Below are 17,589 nucleotides of genomic sequence, written 5' to 3' on the forward strand. Positions count from 1 at the left end.
GGGCATGTCGTGGACGCGGGGACTCCTCGCCGCGCTCGCGGTCTGTGTCGTGCTGGTGACCGGATCCGTGAGCTGTGGCACCAGTGGGCAGGAGCAGAAGGAAGGCCAGTCGGTCTCGCCGGTGGGCAAGGTCCTCGACGACACCGACCACGAAGGCCGGCACTACCGCGAGGTCGACAAGGACAACGCCCCCGATGTCGGCATCGAGGTGCAGCCCAACCCCGACGACAGCTGGTCCGTACGCCTGACCGTCGAGAACTTCGACTTCTCGCCCGGCAACACCAAGCACCGGGCGGTCTCCGGCCGGGGCGTCGCCGTCCTCTTCGTGGACGAGCGCCCCGTCAGCACCCTGCGCACCCCCGAGTGCCGTCTCGCGGCCGCGTACGTCCCGCAGGGCACCCACAAGGTCACCGCCCGCCTCTACGCCGACGACGGCACGGTGTGGGCCGTGGACGGGCACCCGGTGGAGAGCACGGCGGACGTGACGGCGTCGGAGCCGCAGCCGACGGGGAGTGCGGGCGGTGTCCCGGGGGCGGGGTCGTGACGGTGTTCTTTTCCCGGGGCGGCGCCTCGCCGTCGCGGCCCGTCAGGAGGATGGGCAACGATGTCACGGGGACGCGACCCGTGGCGGGCAACAGTGACAGCGTTACCCTCCCGGCAGGTCGCCCGCACCGTCGACGGCGCAGACCTGAAATCGCGGCCCCGGTCCCCGCGGGCCGGCCCCAGCACCCGCGCGGACACCACCGTCACCGCCGGTGTCCGATGAGTGCCGCAGGCTCCCCGCCCCGTACCAGGTGGCAGGGTTCACCGGACCACCGCGGAAAGGCATCATGAAGCCCGTGCCCCAAGCGACCTCGCTCCGCCGCGCCCCCGTGCAGCGGCGCAGTGCCGAACGGCTGACCAGAATCCTCGACGCCTGCGCCGACCTGCTCGACGAGGTCGGCTACGACGACCTCAGCACCCGCGCCGTCGCCCTGCGCGCCGGCGTGCCCATCGGCTCGGTCTACCGCTTCTTCGGCAACAAGCGGCAGATGGCCGACGCCCTCGCCCAGCGCAACCTGGAGCGTTTCACGGCCGGCGTCACCGAGCGCCTCAAGGAGTCGCACGAGTCGGGTGCGGAGGGCGGCTGGCGTACGGCGATGGACGTGGTCCTCGACGAGTACCTCGCCATGAAGCGCACCGCCCCCGGCTTCTCCCTCGTCGACTTCGGCAACCAGATCCCCGTGGGGGCCCGGCACGCCGAACCCAACCACCGCGTCGCCGACCGCCTCGCCGAGCTCCTGTCCGGCTACCTCTCCCGCGAACCGGACGACGACCTGCGCCGCACCTTCCTCATCGCCGTGGAGACCGCCGACACCCTGGTCCACCTTGCCTTCCGGATGGCACCCGAGGGGGACGAGCGGATCATCAAGGAGGCCAGGGAGATGCTGCGGGCGTATCTGGCCAGGGTTCTGGACTGATCCCGCGCACCCCCTCCCCTCCATCCATACCGGTCGGTATGCTCACCCGGACAGGCACCGCTGCCCCGGGAGGACCCGTGTCCCGCACCGCTCTGCGTATCTGCCCCCTGTGCGAGGCCACGTGCGGTCTCACGCTCACCCTTGAGGGGACCCGGGTCACCGGCGCCCGCGGGGACCGTGACGACGTGTTCAGCAAGGGGTTCATCTGCCCGAAGGGAGCCGCCTTCGGGGCCGTCGACGGGGACCCGGACCGGCTGCGCACACCCCTCGTACGACGGAACGGGGAACTGCGCGAGGCCACCTGGGAGGAGGCCTTCGACGCCGTCGCCGCCGGCATCCGGGGCGTGGTCGACGGGCACGGGGCGAACTCCGTCGGAGTCGTCCTCGGCAACCCCAACGTCCACACCATGGCCGGCGCCCTCTACCCGCCCGTGCTGCTCGCCGGGCTCGGCACCCGCAGCGTCTTCACCGCGTCCACGGTCGACCAGATGCCCAAGCACGTCTCCAGCGGGCTGCTCTACGGCGACGCCAACGCCATCCCCGTGCCCGACCTCGACCACACCGACCATCTGCTGCTCCTCGGCGCCAACCCCCTCGAATCCAACGGGAGTCTGTGCACCGCCCCCGACTTCCCCGGCAAGCTCAAGGCGCTCAAGGCCCGCGGCGGCACCCTCACCGTCGTCGACCCCCGCCGCACCCGCACCGCCAGGCTCGCCGACCGGCACATCGCCATCCGGCCCGGCACCGACGCACTGCTGCTCGCGGCGATGGCGCACGTCCTCTTCGAGGAAGACCTGGTGGACACGGGGGAGTTGACCCCGCACCTCCAAGGGCTGGACGAACTCCGGGCAGCTGTGCGGGACTTCACGCCCGAGGACGTCGCCGCCGCCTGCGACGTGGACGCCGGCGTCACGCGCACCCTCGCCCGCGAACTCGCCGCTGCCCCGACAGCCGCCGTATACGGCCGTATCGGCAGCTGCACCGTCCCGCACGGCACCCTCGCCAGCTGGCTCGTCGACGTGCTCAACATCCTCACCGGCAACCTCGACCGACCGGGCGGCGCGCTCTTCCCGCAGGCGGCCACCGACCGCACGCCCCGGCCCGCGGGACCCAGCCATGGCTTCGCCCTCGGACGCTGGCACTCCCGGGTGAGCCGACACCCGGAAGCCAAGGGGGAGTTGCCGCTCTCCGCGCTCGCGGAGGAGATCAACACCACCACCGCCGAGGGCGAGCCGATCCGGGCCCTCATCGCCGTCGCAGCCAACCCCGTGCTGTCCGCCCCCGACGGCGACCGGCTCGACAAGGCCCTCGGCTCCCTCGACTTCATGGTCAGCGTGGACCCGTACCTGAACGAGACCTCCCGCCACGCCCACGTCGTGCTGCCCCCGCCCCCGCCCTCCCAGAGCCCGCACCACGACTTCGCCTTCAACACCCTCGCCGTGCGCAACCAGGTCCGCTACACCCGCCCCGCCGTCCCGCTGGAGCCCGGCCGGATGGCGGAGACGGAGATCCTCGCCCGCCTCGTCCTCGCCGCGACCGGCATGCACGGCGCCGACCCGTCCGCCGTGGACGACCTGGTCATCGACCAGACCCTCGGCAAGGCGGTCAAGGAAGCCCACTCGCCCGTGCACGGCCGCGAGCCGAGCGACCTCAGGGCCGAACTCGCCGGCGACACCGGCCCCGAGCGGCGCCTCGACATGATGCTGCGCCTCGGCCCCTACGGCGACGGCTTCGGCGTACGACCGGACGGGCTGAGCCTCACCGAGCTGCTCGCGCATCCGCACGGCATCGACCTCGGACCGCTGACGTCCCGGCTGCCGCAGCCACTGAAGACCAGGAGCGGCAAGGTCGAACTGCTGCCCGCCCCCCTCGCGGACGACCTGCCCCGGCTGCGCGAGGCCCTGCGGCACCGGCCCGAGGGACTCGTCCTCGTCGGCCGCCGGCACCTGCGCTCCAACAACAGCTGGATGCACAACGTCCCCGCCCTCACCGGCGGCACCAACCGCTGCACCCTGCACATCCACCCCGAGGACGCCGAACGGCTCGGCCTGAAGGACGGCGCCGCGGTGCGGATCAAGGGCGCCGGGGGAGAGGTGGTCACCGAGGCCGAGGTCACCGACGGGGTGCGCCCCGGCGTGGTCAGCCTGCCGCACGGCTGGGGCCACGACCGGCCCGGCACCCGCCTAGGCCACGCCCGCAAGGATCCCGGCGTCAACGTCAACCAGCTCCTCGACGGCAGCCTGCTCGACCCGCTCTCGGGCAACGCGGTCCTCAACGGCGTACCCGTAAAACTGGCCGCCGTAGCGACGCTGTGAGCAGCGCAAAGCTGTGACCAGCAGTTTTGCGCTTATTGCTCGCATGTCAACGTCTTGTTAACGCCACTTGACGGGTCCTAACGTCATCGCACTGCCGACTCCGGTGGGAGTTCAAGGGCGAACGTTAGGTATCCACTCATGCTGACCATCCTCGGCTTCGCCATGATCGCGACCTTCCTGGTCCTGATCATGATGAAGAAGATGTCGCCGATCGCGGCGCTCGTACTGATCCCGGCCCTGTTCTGCGTCTTCGTCGGGAAGGGCGCCAAGCTCGGTGACTACGTCATCGAAGGCGTCACCAGCCTCGCCCCCACCGCGGCGATGCTCATGTTCGCGATCGTCTACTTCGGTGTGATGATCGACGTCGGCCTCTTCGACCCGGTCGTCCGGGGGATCCTGAAGTTCGCGAAGGCCGACCCGATGCGGATCGTCGTCGGCACGGCGATCCTGGCCGCGATCGTCTCGCTGGACGGCGACGGCTCGACCACCTTCATGATCACCGTCTCGGCGATGTACCCGCTGTACAAGCGCCTGAAGATGAGCCTGGTCGTGATGACCGGTGTCGCCGCGATGGCCAACGGCGTGATGAACACGCTGCCCTGGGGAGGCCCGACGGCCCGCGCGGCCACCGCGCTGAAGCTCGACGCCAGCGACATCTTCGTCCCGATGATCCCGGCCCTCGCCGTCGGCCTCCTCGGCGTCTTCGTCCTCTCGTACGTCCTCGGCATGCGCGAGCGCAAGCGGCTCGGCACGCTGACGCTGGAGGAGGTCCTGGAGCCCGCGGAGACCGAGACGGTCCTGGTCGGTGCGGGCGCAGGCGCCGGCTCCGGTGACACCAAGGCCCCCGTTCCCACGGGAGGTTCGGGCTCCGGCACCGACGCCGACGACGAGGAGGGCGACGCCGAGCGCTTCCAGGTCCTCGACCCGAACCGGCCCACCCTGCGCCCCAAGCTCTACTGGTTCAACGCCCTGCTCACGGCCACCCTGCTCACCTCCATGATCATGGAGTGGCTGCCGATCCCGGTGCTGTTCCTGCTCGGCGCCGCGCTCGCGCTCACCGTGAACTTCCCGCACATCCCCGACCAGAAGGCCCGTCTGGCCGCCCACGCCGACAACGTGCTCAACGTCTCCGGCATGGTCTTCGCCGCCGCCGTCTTCACCGGCGTCCTCCAGGGCACCGGCATGGTCGACCACATGGCCCGCTGGATGGTCGACGTCATCCCCGAGGGGATGGGCCCGCACATGGCCCTCGTCACCGGCGTCCTGAGCCTCCCGCTCACCTACTTCATGTCCAACGACGGCTTCTACTTCGGTGTCCTCCCGGTCCTCGCCGAGGCCGGCGCGGCGCACGGTGTCACCCCGCTGGAGATGGCCCGCGCCTCGCTCGTCGGCCAGCCGCTGCACATGTCGAGCCCGCTCGTCCCGGCCGTCTACGTCCTGGTCGGCATGGCCAAGGTGGAGTTCGGCGACCACACCAGGTTCGTCGTCAAGTGGGCGGCGCTCACCTGCCTGTTGATCCTCGGGGCAGGCATCCTCTTCGGAATCATCTGACCTTCTCCTCCTGGAGGATTCGCCCATGGCGCCCGGTGGGAACCGCGGCTGGCTGCTCCGCCTCGTCATCGCCTTCAGCTTCGCGCAGGGGGCGGTGTCGATGGCCCGGCCCGCCGTCTCCTACCGGGCCCTCGCGCTGGGCGCGGACGAGCGGGCGATCGGTGTCATCGCCGGTGTGTACGCGCTCCTCCCGCTCTTCGCGGCCGTGCCGCTGGGCCGGCGGACCGACCACGGGCGGTGTGCGCCGCTGCTGCCCGTGGGAGTCGTGCTGATATCCGGCGGGTGCGCGCTGAGCGGGACGGTGAACTCCCTGTGGGCGATGGCGATCTGGAGCGGGGTGATGGGTCTCGGCCACCTCTGCTTCGTCATCGGCGCGCAGTCCCTGGTCGCCCGCCAGTCCGCCCCGCACGAACAGGACCGCAACTTCGGCCACTTCACCATCGGCGCCTCTCTCGGCCAGCTGGTCGGCCCGGTCGCGGCCGGTGCGCTGATCGGCGGCTCCGACATGGCGGGCACCAGTGCGCTCGCGCTGCTCGTCGCGGGCGCGGTCGCGGCGGTCGCGTTCACCTCGTTGTGGCGCATCGAGCACCGCGACAGTGCGGCCAAGTCCGGTGCAGCACACGGCGATCGGGTCCCCGTCGGGCGCATCCTGCGGTCCCGTGGCGTGCCCGGCGGCATCTTCGTGAGCCTGTCCGTGCTGTCCGCCACGGACATCCTGACCGCGTACCTGCCGGTGGTCGGCGAGCACCGCGGCATCGCCCCGTCGGTGATCGGCCTGCTGCTGAGCCTGCGCGCGGCGGCCACCATCGCCTGCCGTCTGGTGCTGACCCCGCTGCTACGACTGCTGGGCCGCGCGTCGCTCCTCACCGTCACATGTCTGCTGGCTGCCCTGCTGTGCGCGGGCTTCGCGCTGCCGGTCCCGGTGTGGGGGCTGGCCGTCATGCTGGCGCTGCTCGGCTTCTGCCTCGGCGTCGGACAGCCACTGTCCATGACGACGGTCGTCCAGGCCGCCCCCGACGGCGCCCGCTCCACCGCCCTCGCCCTGCGGCTGACCGGCAACCGCCTCGGCCAGGTCGCCGCACCGGCCGCGGCGGGTCTGGTCGCGGGGGTCGCGGGTGTGGCGGCGCCGTTCGTGATGCTGGGCGGGCTCCTGCTGGTGTCGTCGGGGGTCGCGCTGCGGTCGTCGGCGAAGTCCTCGGAGCCCTCGGAGGAGTCCTCGGAGCAGTCCTCGGAGGAGCAGGCCGAGCCGTCCCGGGGCCGTCGGCCGTTGAGCCGTAAGAGCGATATCTGACGGTGTGTCGGGCGCTCGTCCCCCCATGAGGGCCGCGGATGTGACATCGAATCAGGTGCAGTTTGTATGAAAATCACCTGATTCGGAGGGTCTTGTATGTCGACCTCGTCCCGTCCCCGCAGAGTCGCCGCCCTGACGGCGGTCACCGTCGGCGGAGCGCTGCTCCTGTCCGCGCCGTCCGCCGCCGCCGTCGGTGAGAAGGGAGACGTCAAGGTGCACATGGCGGGTACGGCCTCCGCCGCGCACCTCAACCAGCCCAAGGTCTGCCTGTTCTACCTCGACGCGTTCAACTTCGACACCGCCGTCGGCGTCAACTGGACCATCGAGCCGCAGTCCGCGCAGGCCGGCACCACGGCCAAGCTGTCAGGAGTCGTCACCCTCGCCAACGGGGCCGGGGTCACCTCGAACCTGATGCTGCCCACGGGCCACTACAAGCTGACCTGGACGACCACCGTGGTCCCGGGCCAGGTCACGCCCCCGGCCAAGCACAAGGTGTTCAAGGTCAGCTGCGACGACAAGCCCGCCGGCGGCCCCCACGGCGGTCCGCCGGCCGGCGGTGGCGGGCTCGCCCGCGAGGACGCCTTCACCCCGGTCGTGGGTGCCGCCGGCGTGGGCCTCGCCGCGGTCGGCGCGGCGACCTGGTTGCGGCTGCGTCGCCGTACGCATGGCGCCGCGTAGAAGGACCCGCAGGCCCTGGTACCGGACGCGCGCCTACCGCCTTACGAGGACGGCCGTTCTCGCCGTCTCCCTGGTGGTGGGCGGCCTCCAGTGGGCCCAGGACGACCAGCCCGGCGAGGCGGCCGCCCTCGCTTCGCCGGGCGGGCCCGGGGCCGCGGACGCCCCGGCGTCCCGCACCGACGCACGCCCGGTGACCTCGGACCGGCCGCCGACGGGGACGGGGCTGCACGGGTCGCCGTCCGGGGCCGAGTGGGACGGCACGGGCCCGCCCGACGCCCGCCGGGACCCCGCGGGGGCCGGGGCCCCGGGTGCGGGCGGGACAAGCGCCCACGGCACGCCTGCGGCGGCCTGTGCCCACGTCGGCCGTGGTCGCCCCGGCGGAGCGACCCCGGGCGCCGCACCCGCCGCCCGGCCGCGTCCCCACGCCCCCGCGCCCGGCGCCGGGCCGGGCACGCGCGCCTCTGCGGGGCGCCCTCCTGCGGGCACGCGCGCTTCCGTGGGGCGCCCGCCTGCGGACCCGCCTGCCGCTGCCCCCCGCTCCCACGCGGGCACGCCCGTGGCTCCACCGCACTCCCGCCCGGCCCGTCCGGGCGCAGACGCGGCGCGCACCCCCGCCGCCCGCACGGGGCCCGGTGCCGCACGCCCCCAGGCCGCCGGTACGGCCTCCTGCGCGGCCGCCGGCCGGTCGCCCACGCCCCCGGCCGCCGCGGGCGTACCACGCCCCGGCCGCCCCGCACCCGGCGCGCACCGCCCCCCGGGCCCCCGCCCCCTGCCCCGCTCCCGCGCCACCCGCCTCCTCATCCCGTACCTGAGCCTCGACGCCCCGGTCATGAACCTGCGGCTCGACCGGAACCGCCGTCTCACCGCCCCGCCGGGCGACGACGACAACCTGGTGGGCTGGTACGCCGGTGGACCGTCCCCCGGCCAGCCGGGCACCGCCGTCGCCGTCGGGCACCTGGACACCGACTCCGGGCCCGCGGTCTTCGCCGGACTCACCGAACTGAAGACGGGGCGCCGGATCGAGGTACGGCGCGCGGACGGCCGTACCGCCGTCTACACCGTGGACGCCATCCGGACGTTCGAGAAGGACCACTTCCCCAACCGGACGGTCTACGGCAACCGCGCCCGTCCCGAGCTCCGGCTCATCACCTGCGGCGGCAACTACAACCGCAGAACCGGCTACTCGGGCAACGTCGTCGTCTTCGCCCATCTCGTCCAGATCCGTACCCATACCGCCCGCTGAACCCGGGAGTCCGCTTTCTCACCAGCTGGACCCGGGCCGTCCGAATCCCGCACGTGTCTTCCCCGGGGCGCGCACTTTCCGTTAACTTCCGTGACTCACACGCCCCGTACGACCCGCACGTGGCGTCCGACCGCGGAGCGCCCGCGTTCGCTCAGTGAGCCCTCGGGGGCACGGCCATGACACGCGCCATCTCTCTGCACCAAGTGAGCAAGACCTACGCCCGGGGAGCCCGGGTGGTGGACCGGCTCTCGCTGGACATCTCGCCCGGCGAGTTCCTCGTACTGCTCGGCCCCTCCGGCTGTGGAAAATCCACCGTGCTCAGGATGATCGCCGGGCTGGAGGAGATCACCGAGGGCGAGCTCAGGCTCGACGGCGAGTACGCCAACGACCTGCTGCCCGCCCAGCGGCGGATGGCGATGGTGTTCCAGAACTTCGCCCTCTACCCGAACATGACCAGCCGCGGGAACATCGGCTTCCCGCTGCGCATCGAGGCCCCCGACGAGGATCCACGCGCACGCGTGGACGCCACCGCCCGCATGCTGGGCATCGAGGACCTCCTCGACCGCTACCCGGGCCAGCTCTCCGGCGGCGAACGCCAGCGCGTGGCGATGGGCCGGGCCATCTCCCGCCACCCCTCCGCCTTCCTCATGGATGAGCCGCTGTCCAACCTCGACGCCAAGCTCCGCAACCACCTGCGCGCCGAAATAGCCGGACTCACCCGGGAGTTGGGCGTCACCACGGTCTACGTCACGCACGACCAGGGCGAGGCCATGTCGCTCGGTGACCGGGTCGCCGTCCTGCGCGGGGGAGTCCTCCAGCAGGTCGGCACCCCGCGATCGGTGTACGCGGTGCCCCGCAATGTCTTCGTCGCCGCCTTCATCGGCACCCCGCGCATCAACCTCCTGCGCGGCCTGGTCCGGGCCCCGCTGGACGGCGCGATGACCATCAGCCTCGGCAAGCAGTACCTGCGCCTGCCCGAACCCCTGTCCCTGGACCACCAGTTGCTCCGGGTCCAGCAGGGCCGTGAGGTGATCGTGGGGCTGCGGTCGGAGGCGATCCGCATCGCCGAGCGGAGCTCCGCGCGTCCCGGGGAGATGCCGATCACCGGACTGGTGGAGCACGTGGAGTTCCAGGGCCACGAGGTCCTCGTCCACTTCAACACCGGCTCCCGCCCCGCCTTCGTGGCCGATCTGGAGGCCCCGCGCCCCGCCCCACGCCCGGCCCGGCGCCGCCGCCGCGAGGGGGGCACGGTCATGGAACGCCTGAGGGAGCGCGCGGTCTCCCTCCGCGCGGGTCCCGTCGTGGTCCTGGAGGACCCGCCGGAGTCCGAACCCCCCGTGGCCGACCCCCGTCTGCCCGGCGACCTCGTCGTCCGCACCACCCCGGACATCGACCTCCGCCGGGGCATGCAGGTCCCCCTCCTGGTCGACATCTCCCACCTGTTCGTCTTCGACCAGCACGGCGAACGAATCTGCCCGTCCCCGGACCGGCTCCCGGACCTGGACGAGTGAGGGTGGGGCGCGGCGGGGCGGGGTGAATCAAGGGCCGGGTGAATCAAGGGCGGGGGAGCGGGGTTCGGCGGCGGCGCCCCGTCGGGCGGAGACGCACGGGCGCGAACCTCACCCGGACCGGGACCCTGCTCACCGGGACCAGCCCCGGCCCGCCGCGCCGACGCGGGTTCCGAGCGGTCTGACGGCGGTCGCCCCGACGGGCTCGCCGTGCGGAGCCGGGCGCGGCCGGTGGCGGTGGGTGCGCGGAACGCCGCCGGGAAGCGGGGCAGGCCGCCCCGTGTGACCGGAAGATCGAGGAGATTCGGCGGCCGTACGGCAAGGCGTTCGGGCCGCAGTCCAGTCCGTGGGGCGGGTGGACGAGCGGACCCGTGTCGACTTCTGATGTCCGTGGACGGTCCGGCTCCGCTCTGGCGCGAGAAAACTATCGTCGCTAGTTTATGAGGCCGGACGACGACACGGCACGGCCCAGCCCGGGAGGACGCACCATGAAGGCGCACGACGGCATGTACATCGACGGCGGGTGGCGCCCGGCCACCGGCCCGGACGTGATCGAGGTCGTGAACCCGGTCGACGAACAGGTCATCGCGCACGTCCCGGCCGGCACCGCCGAGGACGTCGACAGCGCCGTACGGGCCGCCCGCGCCGCCCTTCCGGCCTGGGCCGCCACCGCTCCGGCCGAGCGGGCCGCCCGTCTGGCCGCCCTGAGGGACGCCCTCACCGCCCGCAAGGACGAGATCGCCGAGACGGTCACCGCCGAGCTCGGCTCCCCGCTGAAGTTCTCGCAGAACGTCCACGCCGCCGTCCCCGTCGCGGTCGCCGCCTCCTACGCCGAGCTGGCCGCGACCCACCCCTTCGAGGAGAAGGTCGGCAACTCCACCGTCCACCAGGAGCCGATCGGCGTCGTGGCCGCCATCACACCCTGGAACTACCCGCTCCACCAGATCGTCGCCAAGGTCGCCCCGGCCCTCGCGGCGGGCTGCACGGTCGTCCTCAAGCCCGCCGAGGACACCCCGCTGGTCGCCCAGCTCTTCGCCGAGGCGGTCCACGAGGCGGGCGTCCCGGCCGGTGTCTTCAACCTGGTCACCGGCCTCGGCCCGGTCGCGGGACAGGCCCTGGTCGAACACCCGGACGTCGACCTGGTCTCGTTCACCGGCTCCACGGCCGTCGGACGCCGGATCGGCGCGAGTGCCGGTGCCGCGCTGAAGAAGGTGGCCCTGGAGCTGGGCGGCAAGTCCGCCAACGTCATCCTGCCGAGCGCCGACCTCGCCAAGGCGGTCAACGTCGGCGTCGCCAACGTGATGTCCAACTCCGGCCAGACATGCAGCGCCTGGACCCGGATGCTGGTCCACACGGACCAGTACGACGAAGCCGTCGAGCTCGCCGCCACCGCCGCCGCGAAGTACGGCGAGCGCATCGGGCCCGTCGTCAACGCCAAGCAGCAGGCGAGGGTGCGGGGTTACATCGAGAAGGGCGTCGCCGAGGGCGCCCGGCTGGTCGCGGGCGGCCCCGAATCCCCGCGCGAACAGGGCTACTTCGTGTCGCCGACCGTCTTCGCCGACGTCACCCCCGACATGACGATCGCGCAGGAGGAGATCTTCGGCCCGGTCCTGACCGTCCTGCGCTACGACGACGAGGAGGACGCCCTGCGCATCGCCAACGGCACGGTCTACGGCCTCGCGGGTGCCGTCTGGGCCGGCGACGAGCCGGAGGCGGTGGCCTTCGCCCGCCGGATGGACACCGGGCAGGTGGACATCAACGGCGGCCGCTTCAACCCCCTTGCCCCGTTCGGCGGTTACAAGCAGTCCGGCGTCGGCCGCGAGCTCGGCTCGCACGGTCTCGCCGAGTACCTCCAGACCAAGTCCCTCCAGTTCTGAGGAGCCTTCCCGTGGTTCGTGCCGCCGTCCTTCCCGCCGTGGGCGCTCCCCTGGAGGTCACCGACATCGACCTCCCGGACCCCGGCCCCGGCCAGGTCCGGGTCCGGCTCGCCGCCGCCGGGGTCTGCCACTCCGACCTGTCCCTGTCCAACGGCACCATGCGCGTCCCCGTCCCGGCCGTCCTCGGCCACGAGGGCGCGGGCACGGTCGTCGCCGTGGGGGAGGGAGTCACCGGGGTGGCGCCCGGCGCCGGAGTCGTCCTCAACTGGGCTCCCTCCTGCGGTAGTTGCCACGCCTGCACGCTCGGCGAGGTCTGGCTGTGCGCCAACGCCCTCAACGGCGCCGCCGACGTCTACGCCCGCACCGCCGACGGCACCGACCTCCACCCCGGCCTGAACGTCGCCGCGTTCGCCGAGGAGACGGTCGTCCCCGAGTCCTGCCTCCTGCCCCTCCCCGACGGCATCCCGCTCACCGACGCTGCCCTCCTGGGCTGCGCGGTCCTCACCGGCTACGGCGCCGTCCACCACGCGGCGCGGGTCCGCGAGGGCGAGACGGTCGCGGTGTACGGGGTCGGGGGAGTGGGCCTGGCCGCGCTCCAGGCCGCCCGGATCGCGGGCGCCTCGAAGATCGTCGCGGTCGATGTCTCCCCGGCGAAGGAGGAGTTGGCGCGCGCCGCCGGGGCCACCGAGTACGTGATCGCCTCCGAGAACACCGCCCGCGAGATCCGGGGCCTCACCGGCAGGCAGGGCGTCGACGTCGCCGTCGAGTGCGTCGGCCGCGCCTCGACGATCCGCACGGCCTGGGACTCCACCCGCCGCGGCGGCCGTACGACGGTCGTCGGCATCGGCGGCAAGGACCAGCAGGTCACCTTCAACGCCCTGGAGATCTTCCACTGGGGCCGCACCCTCGCGGGCTGTGTCTACGGCAACTCCAACCCCGCCGAAGACCTCCCGGTGCTCGCCGCACACGTCCGGGCGGGCCGCCTCGACCTCGGCTCCCTGGTGACGGAACGGATCGGGCTGGACGGGATCCCGGCCGCCTTCGACAACATGCTGGCGGGCAAGGGCGGCAGGGCGCTGGTGGTGTTCTGAGCGACGGTTGCCCGGACCCCACCGCGGGTGCTCCGGGCAACCTTCCCGCACAACCGTCGTGCTCTCGGTGATCGCGCTGCTCTGCATCAAGGTGCTCGCGGGCAGGGCGCGTTCACGGGGAGTCTGAGGCCTTCTCGGGCCGCGGCTCCGGTACCGGCACCGGGGCCGCGGCGACCCGCCGGGCGCGGGAGCGGGACACCGCCACGCCCGCCAGGCACAGCGCGCCGCCCGCGAGGGTGAGCAGTCCCGGGACCTCGCCGAGGGCCAGCCACGACATCAGGACGACCAGGGCGGGGACCGCGTAGGTGGTCGCGCCCATGCGGCTGGCCGTCGTACGGGCGAGGGCGTACGCCCAGGTGGTGAAGGCCAGCGCGGTCGGGAACACGCCCAGGTAGACCATGTTGAGCGTCGCCGAGGCCGGGGCGTCGGCCGCCTCGGACACCAGTTGGCCGGCGAACGGCAGACAGACCACGGCGCCCACGAAGCAGCCGAAGGTCGTCGCCTGCAGCGGGGTCGCGGAGCCCAGGACCGGCTTCTGCGCGACGACCCCGCCGGCGTAGGCGATCGCCGCGAGCAGGCACAGGACCACGCCGAGCACCGAGGAACCGCCGTCGTCCGACATCGACAGGCCCACGGTGACCGCGCCCGCGAAGGAGACCGCCATCCCCGCGAGAAGCCTCGGGGGCATCGCGTCCCCGAGCAGGCGGGCACCGAGCAGGGCGATCAGGATCGGGCCGATGTTCACGACCAGGGCCGCGGTGCCCGCGTCCACCTGTTGTTCGCCCCAGTTCAGGACGACCATGTAGAAGCCGAACCACAGCACGCCGGAGACCGCGATGCCGCGCCAGGCGGAGCGCGGGGGGAGCCCTTCCCGGCGTATCAGGCAGATCACGCCGAGAGCGAGTGCGCCCGAGAGGAGCCGCCCGAGGGCCAGGGCGCCGGGGGAGTAGGCGGCGCCCGCGCTGCGGATGGAGACGAAGGCGGAGGCCCACAGGACGACGGTGACCGTGGCTGCTCCGGCGGCCAGGAGGTCGGTGCGGCGGGGGTTCATCATGCTCCTGAAGGTAGGAAGGGAGGGTGCGGCCCTGTGGGGGCGTCTATCGCAGCGTCGTTACGTCGATTCCCAGGAGGTCGGTCAGAGCCCGCTCACCCGCCCCCGTCACCTTCACCGCCCGCTCCGAACCGACGCGTACGCACCACTCTTCGGCGAGCGCGTGCCGGCACAGGGCCGCTCCCGCGACTCCTGCCAGGTGCGGGCGGCGTTCTGTCCAGTCGAGGCAGGCTCGGGCCAAGGGGCGGCGGCTCTTGCGGTCGAGGGGGATGCCGGTGGCCGCGAACCACTCCAGGCCGGCGTCCGTGAGAGCGAAACCCGTGTCCTGGATCAAGAGCTGACGGGACGTCAGTGCGTCCGTCACCGCGATGCCCAGGCGGCCCGCCAAATGGTCGTAACACGTGCGGCCCCGGGCCATCGCGGAACCGGCGCTGGACTCCCGCAGGTTTCGCGGACGTTGACCGGCGTCCGGGGCGATCTGTGCCGCGAGGTCCTCCACCAGGTGGGCCACCCGGGCGTCGGCGAGCCGCACATACCGGTGGCGGCCCTGGCGTTCCTCCGTCAGCAGGCCGCCCGCGACCAGCTTGCCCAGGTGCTCGCTCAGGGTCGACGCGGCGACACCCGCGTGGCGGGCCAGCTCGCCCGCGGTCCAGGCCCGCCCGTCGAGCAGGGCCAGGAGACAGGCGGCCCGGGTCTCGTCCGCGATGAGGGCGGCGAGCTTCGCCAGCCGGGGTGCCTGCGGGTCCTTCGTCATGGGTCCAGCATGGCTCAGGGACGCTTCGGCGCCCACCGAAATATGCCTACGCAGTGCCTCTGAGCTGCTCGTACTGCTGGGCAAGCCCGTCCAGCAGGGCCCTGAGCCCCGTCTCGAACGCCCGCTCGTCGATCTTCTCCTGCTGCTCGGCGAGGAGATGGGCCTGGCCGAGGTGGGGATAGTCCGCGGGGTCGTACGCGCTCGCGTCGTCCACGAAGCCCCCGGCGAACGAACCGAGGGCGGAGCCCATGATGAAGTACCGCATCAGCGCGCCGATGGAGGTGGCCTGCGCAGGTGGCCAGCCCGCGTCGACCATCGCGCCGTAGACCGCGTCGGCGAGACGCAGGCCCGCGGGGCGGCGGCCGGGGCCCTGGGCCAGCACGGGGACGATGTTGGGGTGGTCGCGCAGGGCGTTGCGGTAGGAGACGGCCCAGTCGTGCAGGGCGGTCCGCCAGGGCCGGCCGTCCTCGAACATCGACAGGTCGACCTGGGCGCTCACCGAGTCGGCGACCGCCTCCAGGATCTCGTCCTTCGTGCGGAAGTGGTTGTAGAGCGAGGGGCCGCTCACGCCGAGTTCCGCCGCGAGCCGGCGCGTGGAGAGGGCCGCGAGACCCTCCGCGTCCACGAGCGCGCGTGCCGTCTCGACGATCCGGTCGGTGCTGAGGAGGGGCTTGCGCGGTCGGGCCATGGCGCACATAGTAGGGCTGCCGAATAGAAACTAGCAGTGCTAATTTAATGGCGCCGCTCTCAAGTGAGGTGATCTCGTGGTCGACCTGGGGTTGAGTGACGAGCAGGCCGCCGTCCAGCGGCTGGCGCGGGACTTCGTGACCCGGGAGATCGCTCCGCATGTCGTCGCCTGGGACCGGGCCGAGGAGGTCGACCGGGGCATCGTCAAGAAGCTCGGCGAGGTCGGGTTCCTCGGGCTGACGATCGACGAGGAGTACGGCGGCTCGGGCGGCGACCATCTCGCGTACTGCCTGGTCACCGAGGAGCTCGGGCGGGGGGACTCGTCCGTGCGCGGGATCGTGTCCGTGTCCCTGGGGCTGGTCGCCAAGACGGTCGCCGCCTGGGGGAGCGAGGAGCAGAAGCGGCGCTGGCTGCCGGGGCTCACCTCCGGCGAGTACGTCGGCTGCTTCGGCCTCACCGAGCCCGGCACCGGCTCCGACGCGGGCAACCTCGCCACGCGCGCGGTGCGCGACGGTGACGACTACGTCATCGACGGCGCCAAGATGTTCATCACGAACGGGACCTGGGCCGACGTGGTGCTCCTGTTCGCCCGCTCGACCGACGCGCCGGGCCACAAGGGTGTCTCCGCGTTCCTGGTGCCGACGGACACCCCCGGCCTCACCCGCCGCACGATCCACGGCAAACTCGGGCTGCGCGGGCAGGCCACCGCCGAGCTGGTCCTGGAGGGTGTGAGGGTGCCCGCCTCAGCGATGGTCGGCGAGGAGGGCAAGGGGTTCTCCGTCGCCATGTCCGCGCTGGCCAAGGGGCGCATGTCGGTGGCGGCGGGGTGTGTGGGCATCGCCCAGGCCGCCCTGGACGCGGCCGTCCGGTACGCCGGTGAGCGCGAGCAGTTCGGCAAGCCGATCGCGGGGCACCAGCTCGTCCAGGAGCTGATCAGTGACATCGCCGTCGACGTGGACGCGGCCCGGCTGCTGACCTGGCGGGTGGCCGATCTGATCGACCGCGGACAGCCGTTCGCCGTCGAGTCCTCCAAGGCCAAGCTCTTCGCCTCGGAGGCGGCCGTGCGCGCCGCGAACAACGCCCTCCAGGTGTTCGGCGGGTACGGCTACATCGACGAGTACCCGGCGGGCAAACTGCTGCGCGACGCCCGGGTGATGACCCTGTACGAGGGCACGAGCCAGATCCAGAAGCTGGTCATAGGACGGGCGTTGACGGGTGTCTCGGCGTTCTGAGTACCGCCTGAGTATCCGAGCGGATGTGGCGGGGGTCACGGCCGGCCGAAACTCTGTCCATGAGCGAGACACCGGTCAAACAGCAGAACACGGCGGCCTTCTACGGTCAGGCCGTCGCCTCCTTCGCCGTGGCCATGGCCGCCACGGCCGTCGGCATCTTCCGCCTGAACGCCGACGCCTGGGTGCGCGGCTTCCTCGCGATCGCCGTCCTGTACCTCGTCACCTCCGCCTTCACCCTGGCCAAGGTCATCCGCGACCGCCAGGAGGCCGGCCAGATCGTCAGCCGGGTCGACCAGGCCCGCCTGGAGAAACTGCTCGCGGAACACGACCCGTTCGAGAAGCTCTGAGCGGAGGTTGGCGGCTCGCTTCTTGGACGGGGCCGGCGGCTCGGGCCTCCGGCCGGGGAGAGGGTTCCGGCTCGGCTTGTCCGTAGCCGGTACGGACCACGAGCCACCGATCCGGGACCGCCTGGCACGGGCCGCGTCCCGGCCGGGGCCCGCGTGGGCACGGGCACGGTGACTTCGAACGCCGACCAGCGCCGACGTGCGCGCCCTACGCCGCCCTACGCCGCCCTGCGCCGACCAACGCCGCCCTGATCGGTCCTGTCCGGCCCTGGCGCTCCCGGCCCGACCGCCTCGACCGGCCTGGACCGCCTCGGTCGACCGGCTTGGGCCCGCCTCGACCGGCCTGGGCCGCCTCGGTCGACCGGCTTGGGTCCGCCTCGACCGGCCTGGGCCGCCTCGGTCGACCGGCTTGGGTCCGCCTCGACCGGCCTGGGCCGCCTCGGTCGACCGGCTTGGGTCCGCCTCGACCGGCCTGGGCCGCCTCGGTCGACCGGCTTGGGTCCGCCT

Annotated in this window: 15 protein-coding genes; 12 read left to right on the top strand and 3 right to left on the bottom strand. The window is 72.6% G+C overall.

The genetic code is table 11. From position 1 onward, the window contains the following. Positions 1-4 precede the first annotated feature (4 nt). The 10 genes from ACFYZ8_RS24705 (at position 5) to ACFYZ8_RS24750 (ending at position 13,014) form a co-directional block, all read left to right on the top strand. Positions 5-544 carry a hypothetical protein gene (locus tag ACFYZ8_RS24705; RefSeq protein WP_359031952.1) on the top strand — a complete coding sequence of 180 codons (540 nt, stop codon included), beginning with the start codon at positions 5-7 and terminating at the stop codon, positions 542-544. Between the two features lie 286 nt (positions 545-830). Then, positions 831-1,460 (top strand): TetR/AcrR family transcriptional regulator, encoded by a 630-nt coding sequence (locus ACFYZ8_RS24710; RefSeq protein ID WP_359031953.1) that lies wholly within the window; start codon positions 831-833, stop codon positions 1,458-1,460. A 77-nt stretch (positions 1,461-1,537) separates the two neighbouring features. Continuing rightward, positions 1,538-3,775, top strand: coding sequence for a molybdopterin oxidoreductase family protein (locus ACFYZ8_RS24715; protein WP_388536209.1), 2,238 nt, complete (start codon positions 1,538-1,540; stop codon positions 3,773-3,775). Between the two features lie 138 nt (positions 3,776-3,913). Further along, on the top strand, positions 3,914-5,326 hold the full coding sequence (locus ACFYZ8_RS24720) for a citrate:proton symporter (RefSeq protein ID WP_359031955.1): 1,413 nt from the start codon (positions 3,914-3,916) through the stop codon (positions 5,324-5,326). A gap of 25 nt (positions 5,327-5,351) precedes the next feature. Then, a complete protein-coding gene (locus ACFYZ8_RS24725) occupies positions 5,352-6,617 on the top strand; it encodes an MFS transporter (RefSeq protein WP_388536207.1) in 1,266 nt (421 codons plus the stop codon). Between the two features lie 96 nt (positions 6,618-6,713). Further along, a complete protein-coding gene (locus tag ACFYZ8_RS24730; RefSeq protein ID WP_359031957.1) occupies positions 6,714-7,295 on the top strand; it encodes a hypothetical protein in 582 nt (193 codons plus the stop codon). A gap of 556 nt (positions 7,296-7,851) precedes the next feature. Beyond that, entirely contained in the window at positions 7,852-8,538 is a 687-nt protein-coding gene (locus ACFYZ8_RS24735) for a class F sortase (protein ID WP_388536205.1), read from the top strand. Positions 8,539-8,714: 176 nt separating this feature from the next. Further along, positions 8,715-10,049, top strand: coding sequence for an ABC transporter ATP-binding protein (locus ACFYZ8_RS24740; RefSeq protein ID WP_359031959.1), 1,335 nt, complete (start codon positions 8,715-8,717; stop codon positions 10,047-10,049). 485 nt (positions 10,050-10,534) lie between these two features. Continuing rightward, positions 10,535-11,923 carry an aldehyde dehydrogenase family protein gene (locus tag ACFYZ8_RS24745; RefSeq protein ID WP_388536203.1) on the top strand — a complete coding sequence of 463 codons (1,389 nt, stop codon included), beginning with the start codon at positions 10,535-10,537 and terminating at the stop codon, positions 11,921-11,923. 11 nt (positions 11,924-11,934) lie between these two features. Further along, a complete protein-coding gene (locus ACFYZ8_RS24750; RefSeq protein ID WP_388536201.1) occupies positions 11,935-13,014 on the top strand; it encodes a Zn-dependent alcohol dehydrogenase in 1,080 nt (359 codons plus the stop codon). Positions 13,015-13,126: 112 nt separating this feature from the next. Here ACFYZ8_RS24750 and ACFYZ8_RS24755 read toward each other — a convergent pair whose 3' ends face one another. The 3 genes from ACFYZ8_RS24755 to ACFYZ8_RS24765 are packed head-to-tail and all read right to left on the bottom strand — an operon-like array spanning position 13,127 to position 15,507. Then, positions 13,127-14,065: a DMT family transporter gene (locus tag ACFYZ8_RS24755; protein ID WP_388536336.1), complete on the bottom strand. Its 939-nt coding sequence runs from the start codon at positions 14,063-14,065 to the stop codon at positions 13,127-13,129. Between the two features lie 46 nt (positions 14,066-14,111). After that, a complete protein-coding gene (locus ACFYZ8_RS24760; protein WP_359031962.1) occupies positions 14,112-14,819 on the bottom strand; it encodes a winged helix-turn-helix domain-containing protein in 708 nt (235 codons plus the stop codon). 46 nt (positions 14,820-14,865) lie between these two features. Beyond that, complete coding sequence (locus tag ACFYZ8_RS24765) at positions 14,866-15,507, bottom strand: TetR/AcrR family transcriptional regulator (RefSeq protein ID WP_388536199.1); 642 nt, start codon at positions 15,505-15,507, stop codon at positions 14,866-14,868. A gap of 76 nt (positions 15,508-15,583) precedes the next feature. On the opposite strand from ACFYZ8_RS24765, the gene ACFYZ8_RS24770 reads away from it, so the two are divergent. Next, on the top strand, positions 15,584-16,738 hold the full coding sequence (locus ACFYZ8_RS24770) for an acyl-CoA dehydrogenase family protein (protein WP_388536197.1): 1,155 nt from the start codon (positions 15,584-15,586) through the stop codon (positions 16,736-16,738). 59 nt (positions 16,739-16,797) lie between these two features. Next, positions 16,798-17,085: a YiaA/YiaB family inner membrane protein gene (locus ACFYZ8_RS24775; RefSeq protein ID WP_359031965.1), complete on the top strand. Its 288-nt coding sequence runs from the start codon at positions 16,798-16,800 to the stop codon at positions 17,083-17,085. Positions 17,086-17,589 lie beyond the last annotated feature (504 nt).

It is taken from the genome of Streptomyces sp. NPDC001668, assembly GCF_042893155.1.
GTDB lineage: Bacteria > Actinomycetota > Actinomycetes > Streptomycetales > Streptomycetaceae > Streptomyces.

Coding starts and splice junctions, on each gene's coding strand:
- ACFYZ8_RS24725 (WP_388536207.1), top strand. CDS start 5,352: ATGGCGCCCGGTGGGAACCGCGGCTGGCTGCTCCGCCTCGTCATCGCC.
- ACFYZ8_RS24755 (WP_388536336.1), bottom strand. CDS start 14,065: ATGAACCCCCGCCGCACCGACCTCCTGGCCGCCGGAGCAGCCACGGTC.
- ACFYZ8_RS24720 (WP_359031955.1), top strand. CDS start 3,914: ATGCTGACCATCCTCGGCTTCGCCATGATCGCGACCTTCCTGGTCCTG.
- ACFYZ8_RS24740 (WP_359031959.1), top strand. CDS start 8,715: ATGACACGCGCCATCTCTCTGCACCAAGTGAGCAAGACCTACGCCCGG.
- ACFYZ8_RS24705 (WP_359031952.1), top strand. CDS start 5: ATGTCGTGGACGCGGGGACTCCTCGCCGCGCTCGCGGTCTGTGTCGTG.
- ACFYZ8_RS24765 (WP_388536199.1), bottom strand. CDS start 15,507: ATGGCCCGACCGCGCAAGCCCCTCCTCAGCACCGACCGGATCGTCGAG.
- ACFYZ8_RS24745 (WP_388536203.1), top strand. CDS start 10,535: ATGAAGGCGCACGACGGCATGTACATCGACGGCGGGTGGCGCCCGGCC.
- ACFYZ8_RS24730 (WP_359031957.1), top strand. CDS start 6,714: ATGTCGACCTCGTCCCGTCCCCGCAGAGTCGCCGCCCTGACGGCGGTC.
- ACFYZ8_RS24710 (WP_359031953.1), top strand. CDS start 831: ATGAAGCCCGTGCCCCAAGCGACCTCGCTCCGCCGCGCCCCCGTGCAG.
- ACFYZ8_RS24760 (WP_359031962.1), bottom strand. CDS start 14,819: ATGACGAAGGACCCGCAGGCACCCCGGCTGGCGAAGCTCGCCGCCCTC.
- ACFYZ8_RS24775 (WP_359031965.1), top strand. CDS start 16,798: ATGAGCGAGACACCGGTCAAACAGCAGAACACGGCGGCCTTCTACGGT.